Source organism: Clostridium nigeriense, from assembly GCF_050585265.1.
Lineage (GTDB): Bacteria > Bacillota > Clostridia > Clostridiales > Clostridiaceae > Clostridium > Clostridium nigeriense_B.
This window is the reverse complement of the sequence record NZ_JBNOOE010000001.1, coordinates 210,867-234,347: the sequence shown is the minus strand read 5'-3', so window position 1 is coordinate 234,347 and position 23,481 is coordinate 210,867. Positions and strand designations below refer to the sequence as shown.

Annotated in this window: 16 protein-coding genes; 9 read left to right on the top strand and 7 right to left on the bottom strand. The window is 27.7% G+C overall.

Annotation, left to right across the window (positions count from 1 at the left end):
- Positions 1-12: 12 nt before the first annotated feature.
- Positions 13-1,848 carry an acyltransferase family protein gene (locus ACQPVP_RS00785; protein ID WP_430846295.1) on the top strand — a complete coding sequence of 612 codons (1,836 nt, stop codon included), beginning with the start codon at positions 13-15 and terminating at the stop codon, positions 1,846-1,848.
- Between the two features lie 238 nt (positions 1,849-2,086).
- Here the strand turns inward: ACQPVP_RS00785 and ACQPVP_RS00780 are convergent, their stop codons facing one another.
- The 4 genes from ACQPVP_RS00780 to ACQPVP_RS00765 all read right to left on the bottom strand — a co-directional run bounded on the left by ACQPVP_RS00780 (position 2,087) and on the right by ACQPVP_RS00765 (position 5,633).
- Positions 2,087-2,557 carry a GNAT family N-acetyltransferase gene (locus ACQPVP_RS00780; protein ID WP_430846293.1) on the bottom strand — a complete coding sequence of 157 codons (471 nt, stop codon included), beginning with the start codon at positions 2,555-2,557 and terminating at the stop codon, positions 2,087-2,089.
- Positions 2,558-2,728: 171 nt separating this feature from the next.
- Positions 2,729-3,280, bottom strand: coding sequence for a hypothetical protein (locus tag ACQPVP_RS00775; RefSeq protein WP_430846291.1), 552 nt, complete (start codon positions 3,278-3,280; stop codon positions 2,729-2,731).
- A 345-nt stretch (positions 3,281-3,625) separates the two neighbouring features.
- Positions 3,626-4,780 carry an IS91 family transposase gene (locus ACQPVP_RS00770; RefSeq protein ID WP_430846289.1) on the bottom strand — a complete coding sequence of 385 codons (1,155 nt, stop codon included), beginning with the start codon at positions 4,778-4,780 and terminating at the stop codon, positions 3,626-3,628.
- Between the two features lie 4 nt (positions 4,781-4,784).
- The gene (locus tag ACQPVP_RS00765) at positions 4,785-5,633 is read right to left on the bottom strand and encodes a tyrosine-type recombinase/integrase (protein ID WP_430846287.1); all 849 of its coding nucleotides are present in this window, start codon (positions 5,631-5,633) and stop codon (positions 4,785-4,787) included.
- A 617-nt stretch (positions 5,634-6,250) separates the two neighbouring features.
- Between ACQPVP_RS00765 and yicI the strand changes: the two genes are divergently transcribed.
- The 4 genes from yicI to ACQPVP_RS00745 all read left to right on the top strand — a co-directional run bounded on the left by yicI (position 6,251) and on the right by ACQPVP_RS00745 (position 14,047).
- Positions 6,251-8,581 (top strand): alpha-xylosidase, encoded by a 2,331-nt coding sequence (gene yicI, locus ACQPVP_RS00760; RefSeq protein ID WP_430846285.1) that lies wholly within the window; start codon positions 6,251-6,253, stop codon positions 8,579-8,581.
- 83 nt (positions 8,582-8,664) lie between these two features.
- On the top strand, positions 8,665-10,803 hold the full coding sequence (locus ACQPVP_RS00755) for a beta-glucosidase family protein (protein ID WP_430846283.1): 2,139 nt from the start codon (positions 8,665-8,667) through the stop codon (positions 10,801-10,803).
- 8 nt (positions 10,804-10,811) lie between these two features.
- On the top strand, positions 10,812-13,205 hold the full coding sequence (locus ACQPVP_RS00750; RefSeq protein ID WP_430846281.1) for a glycoside hydrolase family 95 protein: 2,394 nt from the start codon (positions 10,812-10,814) through the stop codon (positions 13,203-13,205).
- Positions 13,206-13,879: 674 nt separating this feature from the next.
- Complete coding sequence (locus ACQPVP_RS00745; RefSeq protein ID WP_430846639.1) at positions 13,880-14,047, top strand: hypothetical protein; 168 nt, start codon at positions 13,880-13,882, stop codon at positions 14,045-14,047.
- A gap of 274 nt (positions 14,048-14,321) precedes the next feature.
- Here the strand turns inward: ACQPVP_RS00745 and ACQPVP_RS00740 are convergent, their stop codons facing one another.
- The 3 genes from ACQPVP_RS00740 to ACQPVP_RS00730 all read right to left on the bottom strand — a co-directional run bounded on the left by ACQPVP_RS00740 (position 14,322) and on the right by ACQPVP_RS00730 (position 18,040).
- Complete coding sequence (locus tag ACQPVP_RS00740; RefSeq protein WP_430846279.1) at positions 14,322-15,062, bottom strand: DUF5694 domain-containing protein; 741 nt, start codon at positions 15,060-15,062, stop codon at positions 14,322-14,324.
- A 209-nt stretch (positions 15,063-15,271) separates the two neighbouring features.
- Positions 15,272-15,421 carry a hypothetical protein gene (locus ACQPVP_RS00735; protein ID WP_430846277.1) on the bottom strand — a complete coding sequence of 50 codons (150 nt, stop codon included), beginning with the start codon at positions 15,419-15,421 and terminating at the stop codon, positions 15,272-15,274.
- Between the two features lie 576 nt (positions 15,422-15,997).
- Positions 15,998-18,040, bottom strand: a complete 2,043-nt coding sequence (locus ACQPVP_RS00730; RefSeq protein ID WP_430846275.1) for a beta-galactosidase — start codon at positions 18,038-18,040, stop codon at positions 15,998-16,000.
- 204 nt (positions 18,041-18,244) lie between these two features.
- Here ACQPVP_RS00730 and ACQPVP_RS00725 point away from each other — a divergent pair, with 204 nt between their 5' ends.
- The 4 genes from ACQPVP_RS00725 (at position 18,245) to ACQPVP_RS00710 (ending at position 23,479) form a co-directional block, all read left to right on the top strand.
- The gene (locus ACQPVP_RS00725) at positions 18,245-20,047 is read left to right on the top strand and encodes a cache domain-containing sensor histidine kinase (protein ID WP_430846273.1); all 1,803 of its coding nucleotides are present in this window, start codon (positions 18,245-18,247) and stop codon (positions 20,045-20,047) included.
- Positions 20,025-21,554, top strand: coding sequence for a response regulator transcription factor (locus tag ACQPVP_RS00720; protein ID WP_430846271.1), 1,530 nt, complete (start codon positions 20,025-20,027; stop codon positions 21,552-21,554). The genes ACQPVP_RS00725 and ACQPVP_RS00720 overlap by 23 nt, the downstream gene beginning before the upstream one ends.
- Positions 21,555-21,566: 12 nt before the next feature.
- A complete protein-coding gene (locus ACQPVP_RS00715) occupies positions 21,567-22,268 on the top strand; it encodes a DUF624 domain-containing protein (RefSeq protein WP_430846269.1) in 702 nt (233 codons plus the stop codon).
- A 236-nt stretch (positions 22,269-22,504) separates the two neighbouring features.
- A complete protein-coding gene (locus ACQPVP_RS00710) occupies positions 22,505-23,479 on the top strand; it encodes an ABC transporter permease (RefSeq protein WP_430842521.1) in 975 nt (324 codons plus the stop codon).
- The last annotated feature ends 2 nt before the right edge of the window (positions 23,480-23,481 follow it).

Below are 23,481 nucleotides of genomic sequence, written 5' to 3'. Positions count from 1 at the left end.
GAGGAAATCGATATGTTGAAAAAAATAAATAATAATGGATATATAACTGGATTAGATGGATTAAGAGCCTTTGCTGTATTAATAGTAATTGCCTATCATTTTAGCTTTAGCTGGGCTGGAGGAGGTTTTTTAGGGGTTGATATATTTTTTGTTATATCAGGTTATCTAATAACCTCTAAAGTTTTATCTATACAAGAAAATAAACAAAGTTTTAAATTTAAGGAATTTTGGAGTAGTCGTATTAGGCGTTTATTTCCAGCAGCCTTTGTAATGATAATAACTACTTTTATTTTGGTAATTCTATTTAAGCCAAATTTGATAATTAATATTCTAGGAGATGGAGTTTCATCTATTTTTTATGTAAGTAACTGGTGGTTTATTTTTCATAAACTTTCTTATTTTGATAGTTTTGGGTCTCCATCACCTTTTAAGAATTTATGGTCTTTATCAATAGAGGTACAATTTTATATTGTATGGCCGATTATACTTATAATAGGATATAAGATTTTAAAAAAAAGAGACAAGCTAGCTAAGATGATTTTTCTCTTAGCATTACTTTCAGCGATGTTAATGGGGATATTATATAAGCCAGGTATAGATCCTAGTCGTATATATTATGGTACCGATACTAGGGCATTTGAATTACTAATAGGAAGTTGGTTAGCTATTATTTGTCCAATGAAAACATTCATTGATAGAAGATCTTTTTCAAGAAAAAATTCTAATAAGCAAAAAAAGATGCTAAATATAACAGGTAGAGTTAGTTTAACAATCTTCATACTTTGCGTAGTTTTTGTTAATGAGTATAATACATTTCTTTACAGAGGAGGATTATTTTTAATTAGTTTAAATGCAGCTATACTTATAGCTTGTGTTTGTAATCCTGATAGTTATTTACGACATATATTTTCATGGAAACCCCTGACTTGGATTGGAAAAAGATCTTATGGGATTTATCTTTGGCATTATCCTATTATTGTTTTAAGTACTCCTATTTATGAAATAGGAAATCCATCATATTTGCGTGTAGGGTTACAGCTTATAATTATATTTATTGTTGCAAATCTTTCATATAATTATATAGAAATACCTATACGAAAATATGGATTCCAAGAGTTTATTAAGAATATACGATTTGAAAATATTACTAACCGTAAAAAAAGATATTTAGTTAGAAGGGCTTCAGTTGCTGTAACTATTTTAATTACTATGATTATGACTATTAACATTAATAATGTGTTAAAAGTCAAAGAAAAAACAGAAATATCTGAAGCTACTCAAACAGAAGTAGTTTTGACTAATAAAGAGAAAAGTTCTGTTACAGATAATAAAGAGGAAAGTTCTGATACATATGATTTAGAAATAAATTCTTCAACTGAGAATAATTCTTACCAAGAAATATTAGCTATTGGGGATTCTATTATGCTAGATATTAGTTCAGCCTTAAGTGATAAATACGACAATATTACAATTGATGGAAAAGTTGGAAGGCAAATGAGTCAAGCTAATGAACTTGTAAATACTTATGCAGAATTTAATAACCCTAATAAAGCAGTAATTATTGAATTAGGATCAAATGGTTATTTTACTGATAAAGAAATTGATAATTTACTTGATTCTTTCTCTGCAGCACAGGTTTATTTAGTAAACGTCCGTGTACCAAGGTCATGGGAAGGTGATGTAAATAAAGCATTGAAGAGAAAAGCAGAAGAAAGAGATAATGTAACATTAATAGATTGGTATTCTACTGCAATTGACCATCCAGAATTTTTTACAGAAGATGGTGTTCATTTAGAACCTGAAGGAATTGAAGCTTTAGTTTCTATTATAGATACTGCGATTAAATAAAATAGATTAGTAGTAAATAAGCAATCTAATATAAAATGATAATAAAAAGATGTCCAAGACTTTAATGTTTAGACATCTTTTTTATTTGTATTTAGAAAATTCCACGTTAGATGTGAGGTTACGTATAGCTTATAGCTATGAGCATGACCAAATATTTATTTTGAATAATAAGGTATTTTCATAACTTATTATTTAATTTTATATTAATCATAATTTAAATCTAGAATGAACATAACTATTAATTATTTATATATCTCATAACATAAAATTCCCCTTTTCCTACATAGGTTTTTTGATATTTCTTTTCAACAATCTCAAATCCTTGTGATTTATAACAATTAATAGCCCTATTGTTCCAAGTTCTAACTTCTAATATAACCGGTTTATTAGGAAACTTTATTTTAGATTTATTTAATGCTAATTTAGTAATTATTTTACCTATTCCTTGATTACAATATTTGGGGTTTATACCTATTCCCAAAAATATTGTTTCACCTTCATCTAATAAGTTTATAAATCCAACCAATTCATTTTTCTCATTTATATATGCAGTAAATCTATTTCTTTTTATTTCATCACATAATGAATAATTATCCTTAATCATGGTTTCCCATTCAGGTAAATTATATATTTGGTACTTACCTTCATACTTCCACGCAGCTATCTCTTTGGCATGTTTTTCTGTTAAATTTTCAGCTTTTAAATTCATATTTTATTTTTCTCCCTTATACTTTTGGCCTAATTATATTATTTAAACTAAATTCTTAATTCTTTTAAAATGATAAGCATATTTGAATTGTGAACTAAAAAATACCATATATTTATTTTGAATAATACGATATTTTTATAATTTAATATTTAATTCTCTATTCATAATATATTAATGTTCTTCATTAATAATTTTTATTTTCTTTATAATTTCGGTTACAATATCATCAAGTTCTAAAGTTCCATCGATGATAAAATCTGAATTTGGTTTTATTGTTTTTATCATTTCCAAATAAGCCACTCTTCCTTTAGAAAGGTAATTAATTAAGTCATTTTCTAATAAATCAACTGACTCATTTATCTTATCTCTCAAAATTCTTCTTGCCATTGCAATATCTAATGGTGTATCTATAAAAATTGTATAATCAATATACGGTGCAACTTTATCATTTTTATATGCAAATGGATAGTCAAGTAATATATACTCAAGATTTGATTGATTTAATAAGTAATTAATATCTTTAACCAATATATCAGTATTCCATAGATTATAATCACAACTACTTTGAACCCACTCAAAAAAGTCATCAGGACATTCTTCAAAATCATAATCATCAAAATAAAGTGCTTTAGAGGAAGTTAATTGATTGTTTAATGACTGTATAACAGTAGTCTTTCCTCCACCTGATACTGCTGATATTGCTATAACTAATTTTTCTTTCATATAAATCTCCCTTATATATTCATACTAATTAATGAATACTTTGAGTTGGCTTGATTGCGATGTTGAGGTAAAAAAATAGGATATATATAAACATTTACAAGTGATTTAAACCTAATTTATGTTAAACATATACATCTCAATATTGCAATCAATTACTAGAACGAAGTCGCTAAGAGCATCCGCCCCGTATGGGGATTCAAAAACTCACGACTAGTTTTAAAATATTAATTTTATTTAATTTTAGTATTATTCTCTCACTTCCTCTTTGGAATATTATGGTTATTGTTTATTTTAGTATATAGTTTCCCCCTCCCCAAATCAAGTACTTATTCACTTTTAATTTTTTTACGGTGATGAAGCACAAAGAGGCATTAATTTTCCGATCTTTATTAAATTTCCCTTCTCACATTCCTTACACTTACCTAATTTAATTCCTGTTAGTTTTAAAAATAGCTCCGCTGACGATAGGTTCTCAAATTCTTTTGGTTTGATCCTAAAGATTTCTATGCAACGCTTAAATTTTAGTTTCTTATTTCTATTTCCTAAAATACCGTAAAGTCTTATCTTTACGAATCTATCAGGTAGTATATGCATTGAAAATCTTCTGATAAATTCTTGTGGTTTTAAAGACATTATTTTTTCTTTGTTTTTATCTCTATAATCTCTCCACTTAAATATGACTTTTTCATTATCAACCTTAATAATTCTATTATCTGATATTGCAACTCTATGAGTATATCTACCTAAATACTTTAAGACATATTCCGCACTGCTGAAAGGTGCTTTACTATAAACAATCCATTCTTTTTTATATAAACTATCTTTAAATATATTAAATACTTCTTTAAACTGAAATTCACTAATGCTTTTTGGAAACTTTAGTTTTTTATTTTTATAAAGTTCATTTAAGTAAAATAAATATTTACCTCTAAATTTTCTTGAAAGCACCTTTACAGGAATAAAGAATTTCTTTTTTGATTTTATCCATTTACTACTATCAATGCTTAATCCACCACCAGGCACTATACAATGAATGTGGGGGTGAAACATTAAGTTTTGACCCCAAGTATGCAAAATTGTTGTAAATCCTATATCTGCACTTAAATACTTCTTATCCTTTGCTAATTCTAGCAAAGTTTCGGAAACAGCAGTAAAAAGAATAGAATACATTTCTTTTTGATTAAACAAAGTTAAAGAATTTAGTTGCTCTGGTATAGTAAAAACAATATGAAAATAGTGAGTTGGTAATAAAGATTTACTTCTCTCATAAATCCACATTTCTTTTGCATATACCTGACATTTAGGACAATGACGGTTTCTACAAGAATTATATGAAATCTTTCTTTCTCCACACTCGTCACACTCATATACATGGCCGCCTAGCGCAGCAGTTCTACAATCCTTAATAGAATATAAAGCTTTTAGAATATTAGATGGTAACTTTTTTGATTTAGTATAAGATTCACAGTGTAATTCTATAATATGTTGAAGTGAATTCATGAAACTATTCCAATGTATCTAATGGGCTCTTTATATTTAGCATTTTATAATCTCTTACATGTAAATATATTGAGGTTGTTTTCATATTCGAATGCCCCATTAATGCTTGAATAGTTACTAAATCCACTCCATCATTCATTAGATGAGTGGCAAAAGAATGTCTTAAAGTATGTGGAGTAGCTTTTTTAGTTATGCCTGACTTCTTTAGTGATTTTTCAAATGCACTCTGAAGAGTACGATTAGTTAACTTTTTCTTTGTTTGCCTTGATATAAATAAATAATCATCTGGAGAGTAATTTTTATATCCAAACTTCTTCCAATACACTCTTAAGATCTCTAAGTTTTTCTGTGATAATAAAGTATATCTTTCCTTATTTCGTTTACCATTTCTAACTCTAATTTTCATTTCAGAACTCATAATATCAGAGATTCGTAAATTTATAACTTCGCTATCGCGTAAGCCGCCAGAATACATCGTTGAAAATATTGCTTTATGTTTTAAATAAGTGGTAGATTCTAATAAAAGTCTTACTTCTTCCTTGGTTAAATATTGTGGTAAGGTCTTATCATATCTAAGTCTAGGGATTCTTAAATCACTCCATGATCTTTCAAGTGTTACAACATAAAAGAATTTTAGAGTACTATTAATATAATTTACAGTTCCCCTGCATAATTTTTTATCATTTATGCAATAATCTAGATAGTGGATAATTTGTTTTTCACCCAATGTTTCGGGTGGCTGATTATAGTATTTAGAAAATCTATTCATAGCACAGACCATATTTTTAATATTATCTTTGCTACGACCACGAAGTTCTAAATCTTTAATCATTTTTTCAATTTTTTTATACATTTTATCACTCCTTAAAAAAGTGCATAAAATGTGAGAAGTGAAGCTTCCTTGAGAAAGAAACTTCACTTCTTATTTTTTCCATATATAATCAAGTTTAATCACTAGCCCCAGCCGTCGCTTTTAGCGATTTAGTTCTTTAATACTATTACGAATTTATTATAACATATTTTGGTAAATAGCTTACTATTCAATTTTTAAAGATCAATTTACTTAATTGCTTCGCAATATAATCAATTAAACAAAAAATGTACCTTTACCTTTTTCATTAAGTTATAAGTTGATAAGTATCATATTGTAGTGACTTGGAGCAAAAGGACAGAAAGTGAAATAAAAATATAGTATATGAAGAAATTTAGATTACAACGAAAATTTACAAAAGGCAGCTATGCCTTTTTTCCTTTAGATATAAGAGTATAGATATAATATTTGTGCGACTTGGAGCGAATGCGACGGAGCAGCAAATATTATATCTATACGGTATCTCTAAAAAGTACAATAAAATAGATAGAATTTAATAGGTATAAGGAGAAGTTAACCTAATATATAATTAAGATGAAATAAAAAATGAAAAACTATAATAATTTTATAAACAATAATTAATAAGGATGTGAACAGTTATGAAATTTAGTAATGGTTGTTGGCTAAATAAAGATGGAATAACAAGATTTAGTCCTCAAGAGGTCTATAGTAGTGATAAAAATGAAAAGGTTTTAACTATGTATACTCCATGTAATAGAATAAATCACAGAGGAGATACTTTAGGGGGACCAGTTATAACATATAAGATTTCATCACCTTTAGAAAATGTTCTTAGAATTAGAGCATATCATTATATGGGTACACAGGATGTAGGACCACATTTTGATGTTAAAGAAGATGATTTAAATATATCTATAGAAGAAACTGATGAATTAATGGAAGTTAAATCTGGAGATTTAAGTGTAAAAATAAATAAAGATAATTTTTCTATGGAGTTTTATAATGGTGATAAGTACTTAACTAAAAGTGCTAACAGAAGTTCCGCATACTTAAAGGGTGAAGGTGGAAAATTCTTAGATGAAGAAGGATTTGAAACATATATGAGAGATCAGTTAAGCCTATCTGTTGGTGAAGCTGTATACGGTTTAGGTGAAAGATTCACACCATTTGTTAAGAATGGACAATCTATTGATATATGGAATGAAGATGGTGGAACTAGTACAGAACAAAGTTATAAAAATATTCCTTTTTATATAACTAATAAGGGATATGGAGTATTTGTAAACCATCCAGAAAGAGTATCTTTTGAAGTTGGATCAGAACTAGTTACAAAGGTTCAATTTAGTGTTCCTGGTGAATGTTTAGATTACTATATAATAACAGGAAATGATATGAAGGAAGTTTTAGAAAACTACACTACATTAACTGGAAAACCAGCATTACCACCAGCATGGTCATTTGGTTTATGGCTTACTACTTCCTTTACAACTAATTATGATGAAAAAACAGTTAATGAATTTGTAGATGGAATGGCAGATAGAGATATTCCACTTCATGTATTCCATTTTGATTGCTTTTGGATGAAGGACTTTAATTGGTGTAACTTTGAATGGGATAATAGAGTTTTCCCAGATCCAAAGGGAATGCTTGAAAGATTAAAAAGTAAGGGATTAAAAATATGTGTATGGATAAATCCATATATTGCTCAAGAGTCAACTCTTTTTGAAGAAGGAAAAGAAAAGGGATATTTCGTTAAGAAAAATAATGGAGATGTATGGCAATGGGATATGTGGCAACCTGGAATGGCTATTGTAGACTTTACTAATCCAGATGCTTGCAAGTGGTATGCAGATAAGCTTAGATACTTAATGGAAATGGGAGTAGATTGCTTTAAAACTGACTTTGGTGAAAGAATCCCAACAAACTGTAAGTACTTTGATGGATCAGATCCAGTGAAGATGCATAATTACTACACTCAAATTTATAATAAAGTAGTATTTGATGTAATAAAAGAAGTTAAGGGAGAAAATGAAGCAGTACTATTTGCAAGGTCAGCAACTGCAGGAGGACAACAGTTCCCAGTACATTGGGGTGGTGATTGTACTTCAGATTATGAATCAATGGCAGAAAGCTTAAGAGGGGGACTATCCCTATGTATGTCAGGCTTTGGTTTCTGGAGTCATGATATTGGAGGATTTGAAAGTACATCTACACCAGACGTATATAAGAGATGGGCAGCTTTTGGACTATTATCATCTCATAGCAGATTACATGGTAGTACATCTTATAGAGTGCCATGGCTTTATGATGAAGAATCCTGCGATGTAGTTAGATTCTTTACAAAATTAAAATGTAGCATTATGCCATATTTATATAAAACATCTTATGATGCATCAGTAAAGGGTATTCCTGTAATGAGATCAATGATATTAGAAAATCAATATGATCCAACTTGCAGATACTTAGATAGACAATATATGCTTGGGGATAATATTTTAGTAGCACCAATATTTAATGAAGAAGGAGTTGCAGAATACTATTTACCAGAAGGAACTTGGACAAACTTTATAACTGGAAAAGTATATGAAGGTGGAAGATGGGTTAGAGAAAATCATGGATATTTAAGTATTCCTATGATGGTTAAAGAAAATAGTATAATTCCTGTTGGAGCAGTAGATAATGTTCCAAACTATAATTATGGAAAAGATTTAACATTAAAAGTATTTAATTTAGTAGATAAGAAAGAAGCTTCCGTAGAAGTTTTAAATGAAAATGCAGAAGTTGTATTAAAGGCTACAGCACTAAAAGAAAATAGTACTATTACTTTTGATGTAGATGCTAAGGATAGCTATAGCATATTACTAAATGGAATATTTGCAATTGAAAAAGTAGATGGAGCTGAAGCTAAATTAGAAGAGTCAGGAATAAGATTAACTCCTAATACTAAGAAAATAATAGTTAAGTTCTAAGATACCAATTAATATAAAGTAGCCTCAGTTTAAACTTAAATTTAACTGAGGCTATAATACTTAATTATAAGGGGGAAGTTTTTATGAAGAAGGAAAATAGCTTTGATAATAAAATAGAAGAAATAATAAAATGTCTAACATTAGAAGAAAAGATTGGAATGATACATGGAGCAGGTCTTTTTAGAACTGAAGGAGTAAAAAGGCTTGGAATAAAGCCTTTAAAAATGGCTGATGGTCCAATGGGAGTAAGAAATGAGTTCCCAGATAATAGTTGGGTACCATATGGATATAGTGATGATTATGTTTCATATCTTCCATGTAATACTGCATTGGCATCAACTTGGAATAGAGAACTTGCATATAAAGAAGGCTATGTTTTAGGTAATGAATCAAGAGGTAGGGGAAAGGACATAATATTAGCACCAGGAATAAATATAATTAGAAGTCCCTTAGGAGGAAGAAACTTTGAATATATGTCTGAAGACCCTTATTTAACAAAGGAAATGGCAGTTCCATATATTAAGGGTGTTCAAGAAAATGATGTAGCAGTTTGTGTTAAGCACTTTGCTGTAAATAATCAAGAAACTGAAAGATTAAATGTAGATGTTGTAGTTAGTGATAGGGCATTAAGAGAAATATATTTTCCAGCTTTTGAAGCAGTAGTAAAAGAAGGTAATGCTTACTCTATAATGACTGCATACAATAAAATATGGGATCAATATTGTGCTCATAATCCAAAACTTCTTCAAGAAATTTTAAGAGATGAGTGGGGATTTGATGGAGTATTAATATCAGATTGGTCTGGTATTCATGATACTAAGGAAGCAGCAGAAGCAGGAATGGATATAGAAATGTCAGTAACTTATAACTTTGATGAATATTTCTTTGCAAATCCAATGATACATGCAGTAGAAAAGGGAATAGTAAAGGAAGAAGTTATAGATGATAAGATAAGGAATATCCTAAGATTAATGTATAGATTAAATATATTCTCCGACAATAGAAAAAAAGGAGCTTATAATAGCTATGAAAATAGACAAAAAACTTTAGAAATAGCTAGAGAATCAATAATTCTCTTAAAGAATGAAGAAAATGTACTTCCATTAAAGGAAAAAGAAATAAAGACAATAGCAGTTATAGGAGAAAATGCAGATATAAAACATTCAGCAGGTGGTGGATCAGCAGAAATTAAGGCTCTATATGAAATAACTCCACTTCTTGGATTAAAAATGAAACTTGGTGGAAATACAGAAGTAAAATATGCAAAGGGCTATACTCATAATGAGGAAGAAAGAGAAAAGGTTTTAAAAGAAGCATTAGATTTAGCAAAGAGTTCTGATGCAGTAATATTTGTTGGAGGATTAAAACATACTAAGGAAGATTTTGAACTATATCAAAATGCTTTAAAATCTACAAAGGCAGAAGAAGAATTAATAAATATAGATAGTGAAGGTAATGATAAAACTAACATGGATCTTCCTTATAAACAAGATATAGTTATAAAAGAATTATTAAAGGTTAATAAAAATACTATTGTAGTTATATCAACAGGTTCACCAGTAGATATGTCAAGCTTTGCAGATAATGCAAAGGCAATTATTCAAACTTCTTATAATGGAATGGAAGGAGGATTAGCTCTAGCAGAAGTAATATTTGGAGATGTTAATCCATCAGGAAAATTACCAGTAACTATTCCAGTTAAATTAGAAGATTCACCAGCTCACTGTCTTGGAGAGTTCCCAGGAAAAGAGAAGGTTAGATATGATGAAGATATATTTGTAGGATATAGATATTTCTCAACTTATGATGTTGAACCATTATTTGCATTTGGACATGGCTTATCTTATACAAACTTTAAATATGATGATTTAAAAATAGAAGCAACTGAATTAGAAGATGATGTTAGTGTTAGAGTATCATTAAAATTAACTAATATAGGTGAAGTATCAGGATCAGAAGTAGTTCAAGTTTATATAAATGATGAAGAGTCTAGCGTAAAGAGACCTAATATGGAATTAAAGGGCTTTGAAAAGATACATTTAAGTCCTAAAGAAACTAAGACAGTTAATATAAATTTAAATAAGAAGGATTTTGCTTTCTATAATGAAGATAAAAAGGAATGGACTTTAGAAAGTGGAAAATTCAATATTTTAGTTGGTTCATCTTCAGACAATATATTATTGAAAGAAAAGATTAATTTAGAAAAGGATTATAAATTCTAAATATATTTATGAGTAAAAAACTTTGGTATAGAAAGCCAGCAGAAAAGTGGGTAGATGGACTCCCTCTTGGTAATGGAAACTTAGGAGCTATGGTTTTAGGAAATATATTTAATGAAAGAATAGCCTTAAATGAAGATACTTTATGGACAGGTATTCCAGAAGATAAAACTAATTATAATAGTAAAAATTATTTAGAAAAAGTTAGAGAACTAATAAATAATGAAAATTATTATGAAGCTCAAGAAATAATAAATAAGGAAATGTTATCAGGATATACAGAGTCCTATGCTCCACTTGGAAATTTATATTTAGATTTTTATTATGAAGATGAAAAATACTCAAATTATACTAGAAAACTTGATTTAGACAAAGCTTTAGTAACAGTAAAATATAATATAGGAAATTCAGAAATTAAAAGAGAAACTTTTATTTCTTCAAAAGATAAAGTATTAGTAATGAAGATAACCTCTAATAAAGAGGAAAGTCTTAATTTTGATGTAAGGCTAAATAGTTTATTGAAAAGTAATGTTTCTCAATATAGAGAAGATGGACTCACTTTAAATGGAATAGCACCAATTAAAATTCTACCTAGTTATGTAAGTGATGAAACTATAATTTATGATGAAAATAATGAGTTAGGAACTAAATTTTGTACAAGGTTAAGAGCTATAAATAAAGATGGAAAAGTTAATATAAATAAAGATATATTAGAAGTTAGAAATTCAAGTGAAGTAGTTTTAATATTATCAGCAAGTACTAACTTTGAAAAGTTTAATATAAAACAAGGTTCATTAGGAAGAAATGAAAAGGTTCTAAGTGAAACTATTATAAATAAAGCAAGTAAATTATCCTACGATGAACTATATAATAATCATTTAAAGGAATATAGAGAGTTATTTTCTAGAGTAGAATTTAAATTAGGAAAAGAAGTTAGCATAGAAAATAGGAATATGTTTGGACAAGAAGTAAAGAGCTTGAAAGAAGATGATGATGGGCAAGTTGTAGATAAAGAAGATATTCCAACTGATGAAAGACTTGAAATGTTTAAAAATGGAGAAGAAGATTTAGGTTTAATAACTCTTTATTTTCATTATGGAAGATATCTTTTAATTAGTTCTTCAAGAAATGGAAGTCAACCTGCAAACCTTCAGGGAATATGGAATGAAGAAGTAAGACCACCTTGGAGTAGTAATTATACTATAAATATAAATACAGAAATGAATTATTGGCCAGCAGAGGCTTGCAATCTTTCAGAGTGTCATGAGCCATTACTAAATATAATTAAGGATCTTAGTATATCAGGAGTTAGAACTGCAAAAGAAGAGTTTAACTCTAAAGGATGGACAGCAAATCATAATGTTGATATTTGGAGATATTCAAATACTGTTTTAGGAAGCTGTGAATGGGGATATTGGCCAATGGGAGGACCGTGGCTTTCTCAACATATCTTTGAACACTATGACTTTACTAGAGATAAGGAATTTTTAAAGGAATACTATCCTGTTTTAAAAGGAGCAGCTACTTTCTTATTAAGTTGGTTAGAAGAAGATAGTAATGGAGTCTTAAATACTTGTCCATCAACATCGCCTGAAAATAATTTCTTAGATAATGAAGGAAGAGGATGTGCAGCTAGTAAATCATCTACTATGGATATAGCAATAACTAGAGATTTATTTACTAATTTAATAAAGGCTAGTGAAGAGCTAGATATTGATTTAGACTTTAGAGATGAAGTACAAAAAGCTTTATATAGGCTACCTAAATATAAGGTAAATAAATTTGATGGAATTCAGGAGTGGTTTAAAGACTTTGATGAAAAAGAACCAGGCCATAGGCATATTTCTCATTTATTTGGATTATATCCAGGAAAAGAAATTACAGAATATAAAAATACACATTTACTTGAAGCATGTAAAAATACCCTCTCAAGAAGACTATCACAAGGGGGAGGGCATACAGGTTGGAGTTGTGATTGGATAATTAATTTTTATGCAAGGCTAAAGGATTCAGAGCTATCTTATAAATATTTAAAAACCTTATTAAATAAATTAACTTATCCCAATCTATTTTGTGTTCACCCACCATTTCAAATTGATGGAAACTTTGGAGGAACAGCAGGAATTGCAGAAATGCTAATTCAAAGCCATACAGAATATATAGAAATCCTACCATCAATACCTAAAGAGTGGAGAACTGGGGAAGTTAAAGGACTAAAAGCAAGAGGTGGATTTATATTAGATATAGGTTGGAAAGAGGGTAAACTTATATCACTAAAAGTAAAAGCAACAGTTGGTGGAATCTGCAATATTAAATATAGAAGAAACCTAGAGAACTATAGTAAAGTGAAGAAAGAAAGCTATTCACTAGTTGTAGGAGAAGAAAAAATAATTATATATAATTAATACATTGAGGACACTTATGAGGACACTTAGATTTACTAGGTGTCTTTTTAAATTTATGGTATAAGTATATTATTTTTAAGCTACGATGGATGGCATGGCAGTTGTACGTTTTCCGCCTTTTGGCTATTGATATTAAAACATAATAAAGATTTTACTTTAGAAATTAATTTAAAACTTTTAGGTTTACCTATTAAGATTGATATTAAATAAAAAAGATATCAATCCTCGAAAGATTAATACCTTTTTTCTTCGTTTCATATAAACACTATCAATAGCCAAACGTAAAATGTTCTAGGACTAGCATCGTATTCGCAGTACGATGCTTTTCTTATTTATATTATAGCGCTTATTTTTATTTTATACACTATTTTATTTATTATTCTCTGGAAAATTTAACGTTGAAATTTATTATTGAAGAAATTAATATTAATATTTTCCCCTTTATAATATGCCTTCAATAGCACTAATTCTGCTTCTAAATACATATCTATATATTATTATAAATCTAAGTTGTAAATTAATATTTTCCGTTTATTTCCTATGTATATAGTATACCTAAATATGGTATAATTCTAAAGTAATATTTTGAAATACCGTAGAGGATGGCTATGGTGGTTGTACGTTTTCCCACCTTGGGTTATTGGTGATTTTAACCTTAACTTAAGGGGGTGGTATTGGATATGTTTGATACTTTTATAAAGTGTATATCTATTATCTATGTTATTAGATTAATTTTAAAACATAATTTATTTATACATCATTTAAAAATTAAGATTAAAATTCTTGGTTTAGATATAGAAGTTAAGAGCAAAGAAAAAAGTGCTCCATCCCGCAAAGATTAGCACTTATCTCTTAATAAATTAAATTCTATTTATCCAATAGCCCTAAAACTAAAACGTTCTAAGGATTGCTTAGTGTTACCAGCACTAAGCTTTTCTTATTTAGCTTTGCATAAGGTCGATTATCTAAATAAAAGATTTATAATCTTACTTATATTATATCAAATTTTTATAGAAAATAAACATAAATAAATTAAAATAATATTTTTAATAATTTTAGTTTATAGGTTAGTTAATAAACAAGTAAACTCTATGAAAATATAATTATTAATTAAGATTATATTAAATATCTAATAGTGTCTTCAACATGATATTCTCCATTTTCATTAAAGAATTGCTTTAATAAGTGAACATGAGCTGTACCAATAATTAGCAAGATACGATCTTCATTTGATTCAAATAAATCAACTAGATTTTTATATATAATCATATTGCGATAATACCAATATTTACTTACCCATTGAGCACCAATAGGGTTTGAACCATCACTAATTAAAGCAAGTTTCATGTAAAATTGATGGTTTTTTATTGCAAATTCATCTTGATTAATTTTTAGAATAAACTCTTTAATAGTATGATTATTTAAATAATCTTGAGTTTCTAATGCGTCTTGAGCTAGTTCTTTACTCAATTCATCCCAAAGAGCACATTTATTTTCACTTGCCCATTGTAGGATATTTGGAACATGAGATTCGACTTTATTCCAGTTAACACAATGTAATTTATTTAAACCAAGTTCTTTTGCTAATTTAAATCCGATTTGATGTTTCTCATTAGTTGTTAGTAAAAAAGTACCCTTTAAAAAATTTGTATAATCAATATTAATTTTTTCATTAATTTCTGTATCTAATTCTAATGCAATTTTTGTTGGATTAAACTTCTTTAAGCTCATAATTAGTTCTTTGATTTCAGCTTGTCTTTTTTCTGACTCAACATTTCCACTATGAAATTTGTACATATCACCATTATTAGGATTATCTAAATGATGAACTCCTAATATCATTATAGATTTTTTCATAAAAACTCACTCCTTTTACACAATAATACTACAAAATGGAATTGATGTATATTTCAGGTGTGAAGGAGGATATAAAGATAATCGCTACATATTAAGTAAAGTATAGTCTTTAGGTAATTTATACAATAACTCAACAGATGTTTCTTTTTTTATTATATTTATAAATTTAAATTTCTCTTCTTTATCTTTAAAAGCAGTAGGTGGAATAATTATATCATCATAAAATAATGTTCTAATAAAAATATAATTATCAATATCATAAAGTCCATAAATACTATTCCAATAAAATGTTTTGCATTCAAATTTCTTTTTAATAATTTTTTTAACTCATTTTTAGAAAGTATAAAATTTAGTTCCATATTTTTATTCTCCATGTATAAATCTATTTAAATAATAATTTGAGTTTTTGTCTTAATTTTTAATTTAGAGTTATTTAAGATATAATCTAAAAATAAATTTTGTTCAGATAAATCTTTAAAGGAAGATAAGGGAATTAAAAAATAATACATATATTTTGTTTTTATATAGATATAATCATCAATTAAACAAATATCTGTTAAAGATTTATATAACAATGTCTTAATGCCAAATTTTGTTTTAATTGAAATACCTTTATCATCAATACTTAAATAATGATCTTCAAATAAATATGCATATCTTTCTAGTGAGTATTTCCATTCTAAATCTTTAGTCATAGTAAATAAAATTAATTTTTTAAAAATAGTATAAGTAATAAAATTGATACAATAGGATAAATAATTATTAGAGGTTTGTTATTTCTTTGATTAATTAATATAGAAATATAGGGTAATAAAATTACAGTATAAATAGTTATTGATTTCATAAAAAATATACAATATATATTCTTAATTTTAAAGGAGCCATCTTACGACAGCTCCCTGAAAGGAATTTATATGAAAAAAATTATTAGCTCATTAATTATCAATTGACTTAAGTATTGCTACATCTTTAGCCTTTATTGTTAAATTTTCTTTTATAGTTGCGTTATTTAGTATATTTATATAATTCTTATTATCTAATTTTAATGTTACGTCATCATTATTGTGATTTAGTACAAAGGTTAAAGAATAATTATCTTTATTTCTTTGTGTAATTTCTACGCATTCTTTAGGTTCTATTCCTAGTAATAAATTATTTTCTTTTGCTAATCTTAAAGCAAAGTCATTTAAGAAAGCTTGTTCAGGGTTAGATCCTATATAGTAGGCTAATCCATCCCCATATTTATTATAGGTGAATACTGGTTTATCTTTATAGAAGTCAGAACCATAAACAGCAAGTGCTTCAGCACCTTCTAAGTTTATAATATCGCAAACCATATTACAGGTATAATTATCCTTCATAGGATTTAGCTTATATATGAAGTTAATAGAGTTATTCATATCTGGTGGAAGGGCATCTATTTCTTCAACCCAAAGTCCTAGCATATCTCTTAGTTCTGCTGGATATCCACCAAGACTTACTAAATCATTCTCATTTACATAACCACTAAAGTAAGTCGTAATAAAGGTTCCACCATTAGAAACAAAGTTCTTAATATTATCAGCAGCGTCTTCTTTTAACATATATAAAACTGGAGCTAGTACAATTGAATACTTAGATAAATCTCCAGTAGGTTCTACAAAATCTACTGCAATATTTAGATTATGGAAGGCTTTATAGTATCTTTCTATTTGTTCTACATATTTAAGTGAAATAGAAGGGCCACTTGAGAATTCTACTGCCCACCAGTTATCCCAATCAAATATTATTGCAACCTTTGCATTATATTTTGAATCAATTATTGTATCACCTAAAGCTTTAAGTTCTTCACCAAGCTCTGAACATTCTCTAAAAGTTCTAGTATTTTCATGTCCAGCATGAGATATTACTGCTCCATGATATTTTTCACAGGCACCAATTGATTGTCTCATTTGGAAGAACATAACCGTATCAGCACCATGAGCAACTGCTTGATAACTCCAAAGTCTCATAACACCTGGTCTTTTTACACTATTATAAGGTTGCCAATTTTGTTGATTTGGAGTTTGTTCCATAAGCATAAAAGGCTTTCCATTTTTTAAACTTCTCATTAAGTCATGGCGAAGAGAAGTATCACTTGGATCATCATTTAAGCCAGGGTAGTTGTCCCATGAAATCACATCCATATGTTTAGCCCATTTAAAATAATCTAAAGGCTTAAAGGTCCCCATTAAGTTAGTAGTTATTTCAATATCTGGAGTAATAGCCTTAATAGCCGTATATTCTCCTAAATAACATTCAAGAATAGAGTCAGACATAAATCTGTTATAATCTATAGCAATTCCTTGGAAATTTGTACACTGTTTATCATAGCCATACCACATTTCGCTTAATCCTGATGGAGCAATTATCTCATCAAAGCTATATAGAGTATGTCCCCAGAAATTCATATTCCAAGCTTTATTAACTTTTTCAATAGTCTTATATTTCTTTTTAGCCCATTCTTTAAATTTATTTTCACAATGATCACAATAGCAATAGTTATCATATTCATTTCCTATATGCCAAGCAATTATATTTGGATAATCCTTGTATCTTTCAGCAAGTTTTGTGGCAAGGTTTACAGAAAGCTCACGATATTTTTCACTATTTGGACAAAACTTAACTCTACCACCAAACTTTCTCTTACGACCTTCAAAATCTACAGGCAATATTTCAGGATACTTTTTTGACATCCAATTTGGTTGAACAGCTGTAGAAGTAGCCATACAAACATAAATATTATTTTCCTTTAATATCTCTAAAATATCATCAAGCCATTCAAAGTTATAAGTATCTTCGTTAGGTTGTAAAAGAGCCCAACTAAAGACAGGTAAGGTTACAGTATTTATATTAGCAAGTTTAAAAAACTTCATATCTTCAATTACAGTTTCTTTTGACCATTGATCTGGATTATAATCACCACCATATAATATAAAGGGTGTTTTTTTACTAATCATAATATCCCTCCTTAATATATAGTTAAATTTTAATATGAATAAGTAACTTTCAATACACAGTTAATTATATTAAATATATATTGAAAATTAGTGATTGTGAAATTTTGTTTAACAAAATTTCACAAGAGTTATATAATACTAATGTTTACATAATTTTGATAATGGATTAAAATTAGTATGAAAAATACTTTTGGAGAGTTAGCTATGGGTAAAATAATTAATAAAACAGTAAATAATTTAAAAATAAGAAGTAAGCTTTTAATAGTTTATTTTCTTATAGTTGCCGTAACGGTTTTAACAATTGGGATTTATTTTACTACCAGGATGAGTGAAGAGGTTGTTGAGAATTCTAAAAAAGATGCAAGGGCAAATTCAAATCAAATAAAGCAAAGATTAACAGAAACCTTAAGGCTTGCAACTGCAACATCAGATATGATATATCAAGATACTAAACTACATGAAATAGTTAAAACTCAATATTCAAGTTATGGAGAAAATGTAAAGGTTTATAATGAATATCCTATATTAAGTAATTATTTAAAATATTATAGTGATTTATCTAATATTAGACTTTATGTGGAGAATAATACTATTTTAGATAATTCAAATATAGTAAAGGTAAATGATGAGGTTAGAAATAGTACTTGGTATAAGAAAGCAAGGGCAGATAAAGGGGTAATAACTTGGGTTTATAAATATGATGAGATTTCAAAGGATTATAGTTTATCTCTTATTAGAGATATAACAAGTGAAGTTGATGGTCATATAGGGGTATTAGTAATAAGCCTTCAAACCTCGAAGTTTAGAAAAATAATTTCAGAGCAGCCCTATCCAATAACTATATTAATAGATGGAACAGTAGTAGCATCTGGAGAGTTTGAAGAAGGTAGTAATGTGAATTATATCTATAATTCAGATGAGGTAGATTATTATAACAGTGTTAAAGAGGAAATTAGCTTAAAGGATAGATATATTATTTCTGATAAATTTAAAATAGACAAGTCATTTAATAATATTTTTGAAGTATTGGTAAGTGTACCAGTTTATCAAATTACAGAAACTTCTAGAGTGGTCATGCACCAAAGTATTGCTTTAATAAGCTTTGTAGTAACAATATCTTTAATAATTATAGTTTATTTTTCAAGACAGTTTTCAAATAGAGTTAGTTTATTAAATAAAGAAATGGCAAAGGTAGTAGAGGGAAACTTTGAAATTAAAGAAGAGATAGATGGACGGGACGAAATAGCTGAGCTTTATAAAAATTTATATACAATGGTAGATAGTATAAAGAATTTAATAAATGAAGTTTATGTAAAAGAACTTGAACAAAAAAAGCTTATAGTTAAGCAGAAGGATGCAGAATTTAAGATGCTTGCAAGTCAGATAAATCCTCACTTTCTATATAACACCTTAGAAACTATTAGAATGAGAGCCTTTTGTAATGGAGACAGGGAACTTGCAGATATAGTTAAGAAATTAGGAAAAATAATGAGAAGAAATTTAGAGGTTACTAATGAAATAGTTACATTAAAATCTGAATTAGATATGATTAGTAATTATTTAGAGATTCAAGCATTGAGATTTAAAGGAAAGGTTGAATACGATTTTAGATTAGAAGTAGATCCAGAAGACTATTTAATACTACCTTTACTATTACAACCAATAGTTGAAAATGCTTTTGTTCATGGTTTAGAAAGTAGCACTAAAATGGGTAAAATAGAAGTATCTATTTACGATGAAGTAGGATATTTAATAGTAGAAATTTCTGATAATGGAGTAGGTATTACTCAAGAAAAATTAGATTATATAAATGAAAAATTAAGAGCCTATAATGATGTTAATAAAAAGAGCATAGGTATTAGTAATGTAAATGAAAGAATTAAGATGTTCTATGGGGAAGAGTATGGCTTATATATTTTAAGCACCTTAGAGGTAGGAACTAAAGTAATAATTTTACTACCAAGTAAGAAGGGAGAGACAGCTGATGTTAAAGGTATTGATAATTGATGATGAGCCTTATGTAAGAGAGGGATTAAAGCATATTATAGACTGGAGTGAAAATGGTTTTGAAATTTGTGGTGAAGCACAAGATGGAGATGAAGGATATAATAAAATTTTAGAATTAAATCCAGATATAGTACTTTTAGATATACAAATGCCGGGAAAACTAGGTTTAGATATATTAAAGGATATAAGAGAAAAAGGAATTAAAGGAAGATTTATTATTATAAGTGGTTATTCGAACTTTAAATATGCACAGCAGGCAATAAAGTATGGAGTTAAGGACTACTTATTAAAGCCAATAGATGAAGATGAACTTTTAGATATAGCCTTAAAATTAAAGGATGAAATAGAAGAGGAAAATAAAAGTAAAGATAATATAGAAAAAAATAAAGTAGCTTTAAGACAATATGTATTAGGGCAACTTATCTTAAATAATAACACTAATGAATATGGAGAAATAAAAAAGGCTTTAAATAATTCAACCTTTCAAGTAGCACTTATAAGCAATTCTTTAAATCAAAATAATTTTGAAAATATATTAAAGATAGAAAATTTAATATTAGAAAATATTGAGGAAAAAGAAAATATAGATATTATAAAGCTTGGTGATAGATTAGCTTTAGTTATTAGAAATATGAATGTTAACTATACATATAAAATACTAACTAATCTAAAGGAGAGATTAGATAAGGCTTTAGGTGGTAATAACTTTATTGCATTAGGAGAAGAGGTAGATAATATAAATGATCTATATTTATCTTATAGAAATTCAAAAAAATTAACTAATAATAAATTTTTATTTAATAGATTAGAAGTAGCATCTAGCTTACAAGTTAATACCAAAAATATTGATTTAGATTTAAGTGAAAAAGAAATATTGGAGAATGCTTATACTTATGTTGAAATTGGACAGGAGGAGAAAATAACTGAATCCATAAATATGTTAGAAAACTTAATTAGAGCTAAATCATACAATGAAAATGAATCAAAGGTTTTAATTACTAAGAGTCTTTTAGATTTTGAGGATAAGATTAAGAAAGATTATAATCTTTCAGCAAAAGATATAAATATTGGAGAAAATATAATAGATAAAATTTATAAAGAAGATAATTTACAAGATATAACTCAAATATTGTTAGAAGGATTATCTAATATATCAAAAGAAATTAGCATAAATTCTAATAATTCCTCAATTAAGAGAATAGTTAAATATATTGAAACTAATTATTATAAGGATTTAAAGCTTGAAACATTAGCAGAAATATTTAATTATAATAGTGCCTATTTAGGAAAGATATTCAAAAGCTATACAGGGGAATCCTTTAACACTTATTTGGACAAGCTTAGGATAGAAGAGGGAAAGAAGCTCTTAGTAGAAAAAAATTTAAAGGTATATGAGGTTTGTAAGCTTATTGGATATAAAAATATAGATTACTTCCATAGCAAATTTAAAAAATATGTAGGAGTTAGTCCATTAAACTATAAAAAGCAAAAAGAAGCAGAAAAGTAGGAGATGATTCACATGAGCAATAACGATTTAAAGAGCAACAGAGTTTATTATGAGACCAAAAGATTATTATATATTTTAATGATAAATGCATATTTTTTAATATCTATTTCTCCTTTTATAATTTATTTTTTACTTTCAGGAACAGGTTTATCTATTTATATACTATCATTTTTAGGAATTATAATAGGGCCATCACTTTCAACATTATTTTCTGTATTAGGCAGGCTTATTAGAGGTGAGGAGACAGAAGCACATAAGGATTTTTTGTATTTTTATAAATTAAACTTCCTTCAAGGAATCTTTGCAGGTGCTATAATAAGCATAATTTTATTGATGAGTTATTTAGATATAGAACATTTCTTTGGAACAGGATTAGATATAATATCATATATTTTCATAGGAATTGCGGTGTTTACCCTATCTATAAGTTTATATGTATTTCCAATTATAGCTAGAATAAATGCAAAAACTTTAGATGTGTTTAAAATATCTATAGAAAAGACAATTAAAAAGTTCTATTTAACAATAACAATAATTTCGATAATAGTAATATTTTTATTTATAGTAAAATTTCTAAAAATAGCTTTAATTGCAGTGTTATTTGGACCAATTGCCCTAGCATATTTAACATTAATACTAGAAAAAAATACACTAATAGATATAGAAAACTACTTAAAAGAAAAATATAAAAGTACTACTCACAATGAAGAATGAAAAATTAATAAGTATTGTAAAAACTCCTTAGGGAGTTTTTTTCTTTAGCTTTCAATTGCACATATGTAACTTTTCGATGATTTGTAGATGCTACAGAATAAGGAAATTTACATATGAACAATATCTAATTTTTATATGAAAACATATACATTTTTATAGGTATGAAGAGCATATGGAAAATATTATTATATAGGTAACAGTAGAAGCAAAGGTTGAAAAAAATGGAGGGATAGATAATGCAGCTTGTTAGAAATGTTGATGTAAAAACAAAAAAAGAAAAAAAGAAGAAAGAAAGAAAAATTACTTGGAAAAATATTAAGAAACAATGGGTATTAATAGCGATGTCCTTTCCTTTTGTGCTTTGGGTAATTATTTTTAAATATTTACCGCTATTTGGCTGGACCATGGCCTTTCAAAATTACAAACCTCAACTTTCATTTTTTGAACAAGAATGGGTGGGATTTAAGCACTTTATAGATTTATTCCAAGAACCATTATTTTATGAGTCCTTGAAAAATACTTTAGGAATGAGTATATTAGGTTTAGTATTTGGAACAGGATCAGCAATATTATTTGCACTTTTTTTAAATGAGTTAAGATATACAAAATTTAAGAAGTTAGTACAAACTGTTTCATACTTACCTCACTTTATTTCTTGGGTAGTAGCAGCAACTATTGTAACCAATATGTTGGCTAATGCAGGAATAGTTAATGAATTACTTATGAAATTTAATATTATTTCACAGCCTATAAATTTCTTATCTAGTACAAGCATGTTCTGGGGAATAGTAACAGCTTCAGATGTGTGGAAGGAAATGGGATGGAATGCAATTATTTATTTAGCTGCTATGACAGCAATAGATCCTGAACTTTACGATGCTGCCAAGGTAGATGGAGCAGGAAGGTTTAGAAGGATGTTTAGTATTACCTTACCTTTAATTAAAAGCACAGTATTAGTTTTATTAATTATGAGTATAGGAAACATATTAAATATTGGCTTTGAAAAGCAAATGTTACTTGGAAATCCAACAGTTGCAACTAAGTCATTAGTTATTGATAAATACGCTTTAGACTATGGTATTGGAATGTTTAGATATTCCTTTGGTACAGCAATCGGTATATTTAAGTCTGTAGTAGGAATTATATTAATATTCTTAGCCAATAATGCATCTAAGAAGTTTAATGATGGAGAAGGCAGCTTAATGAAATAATA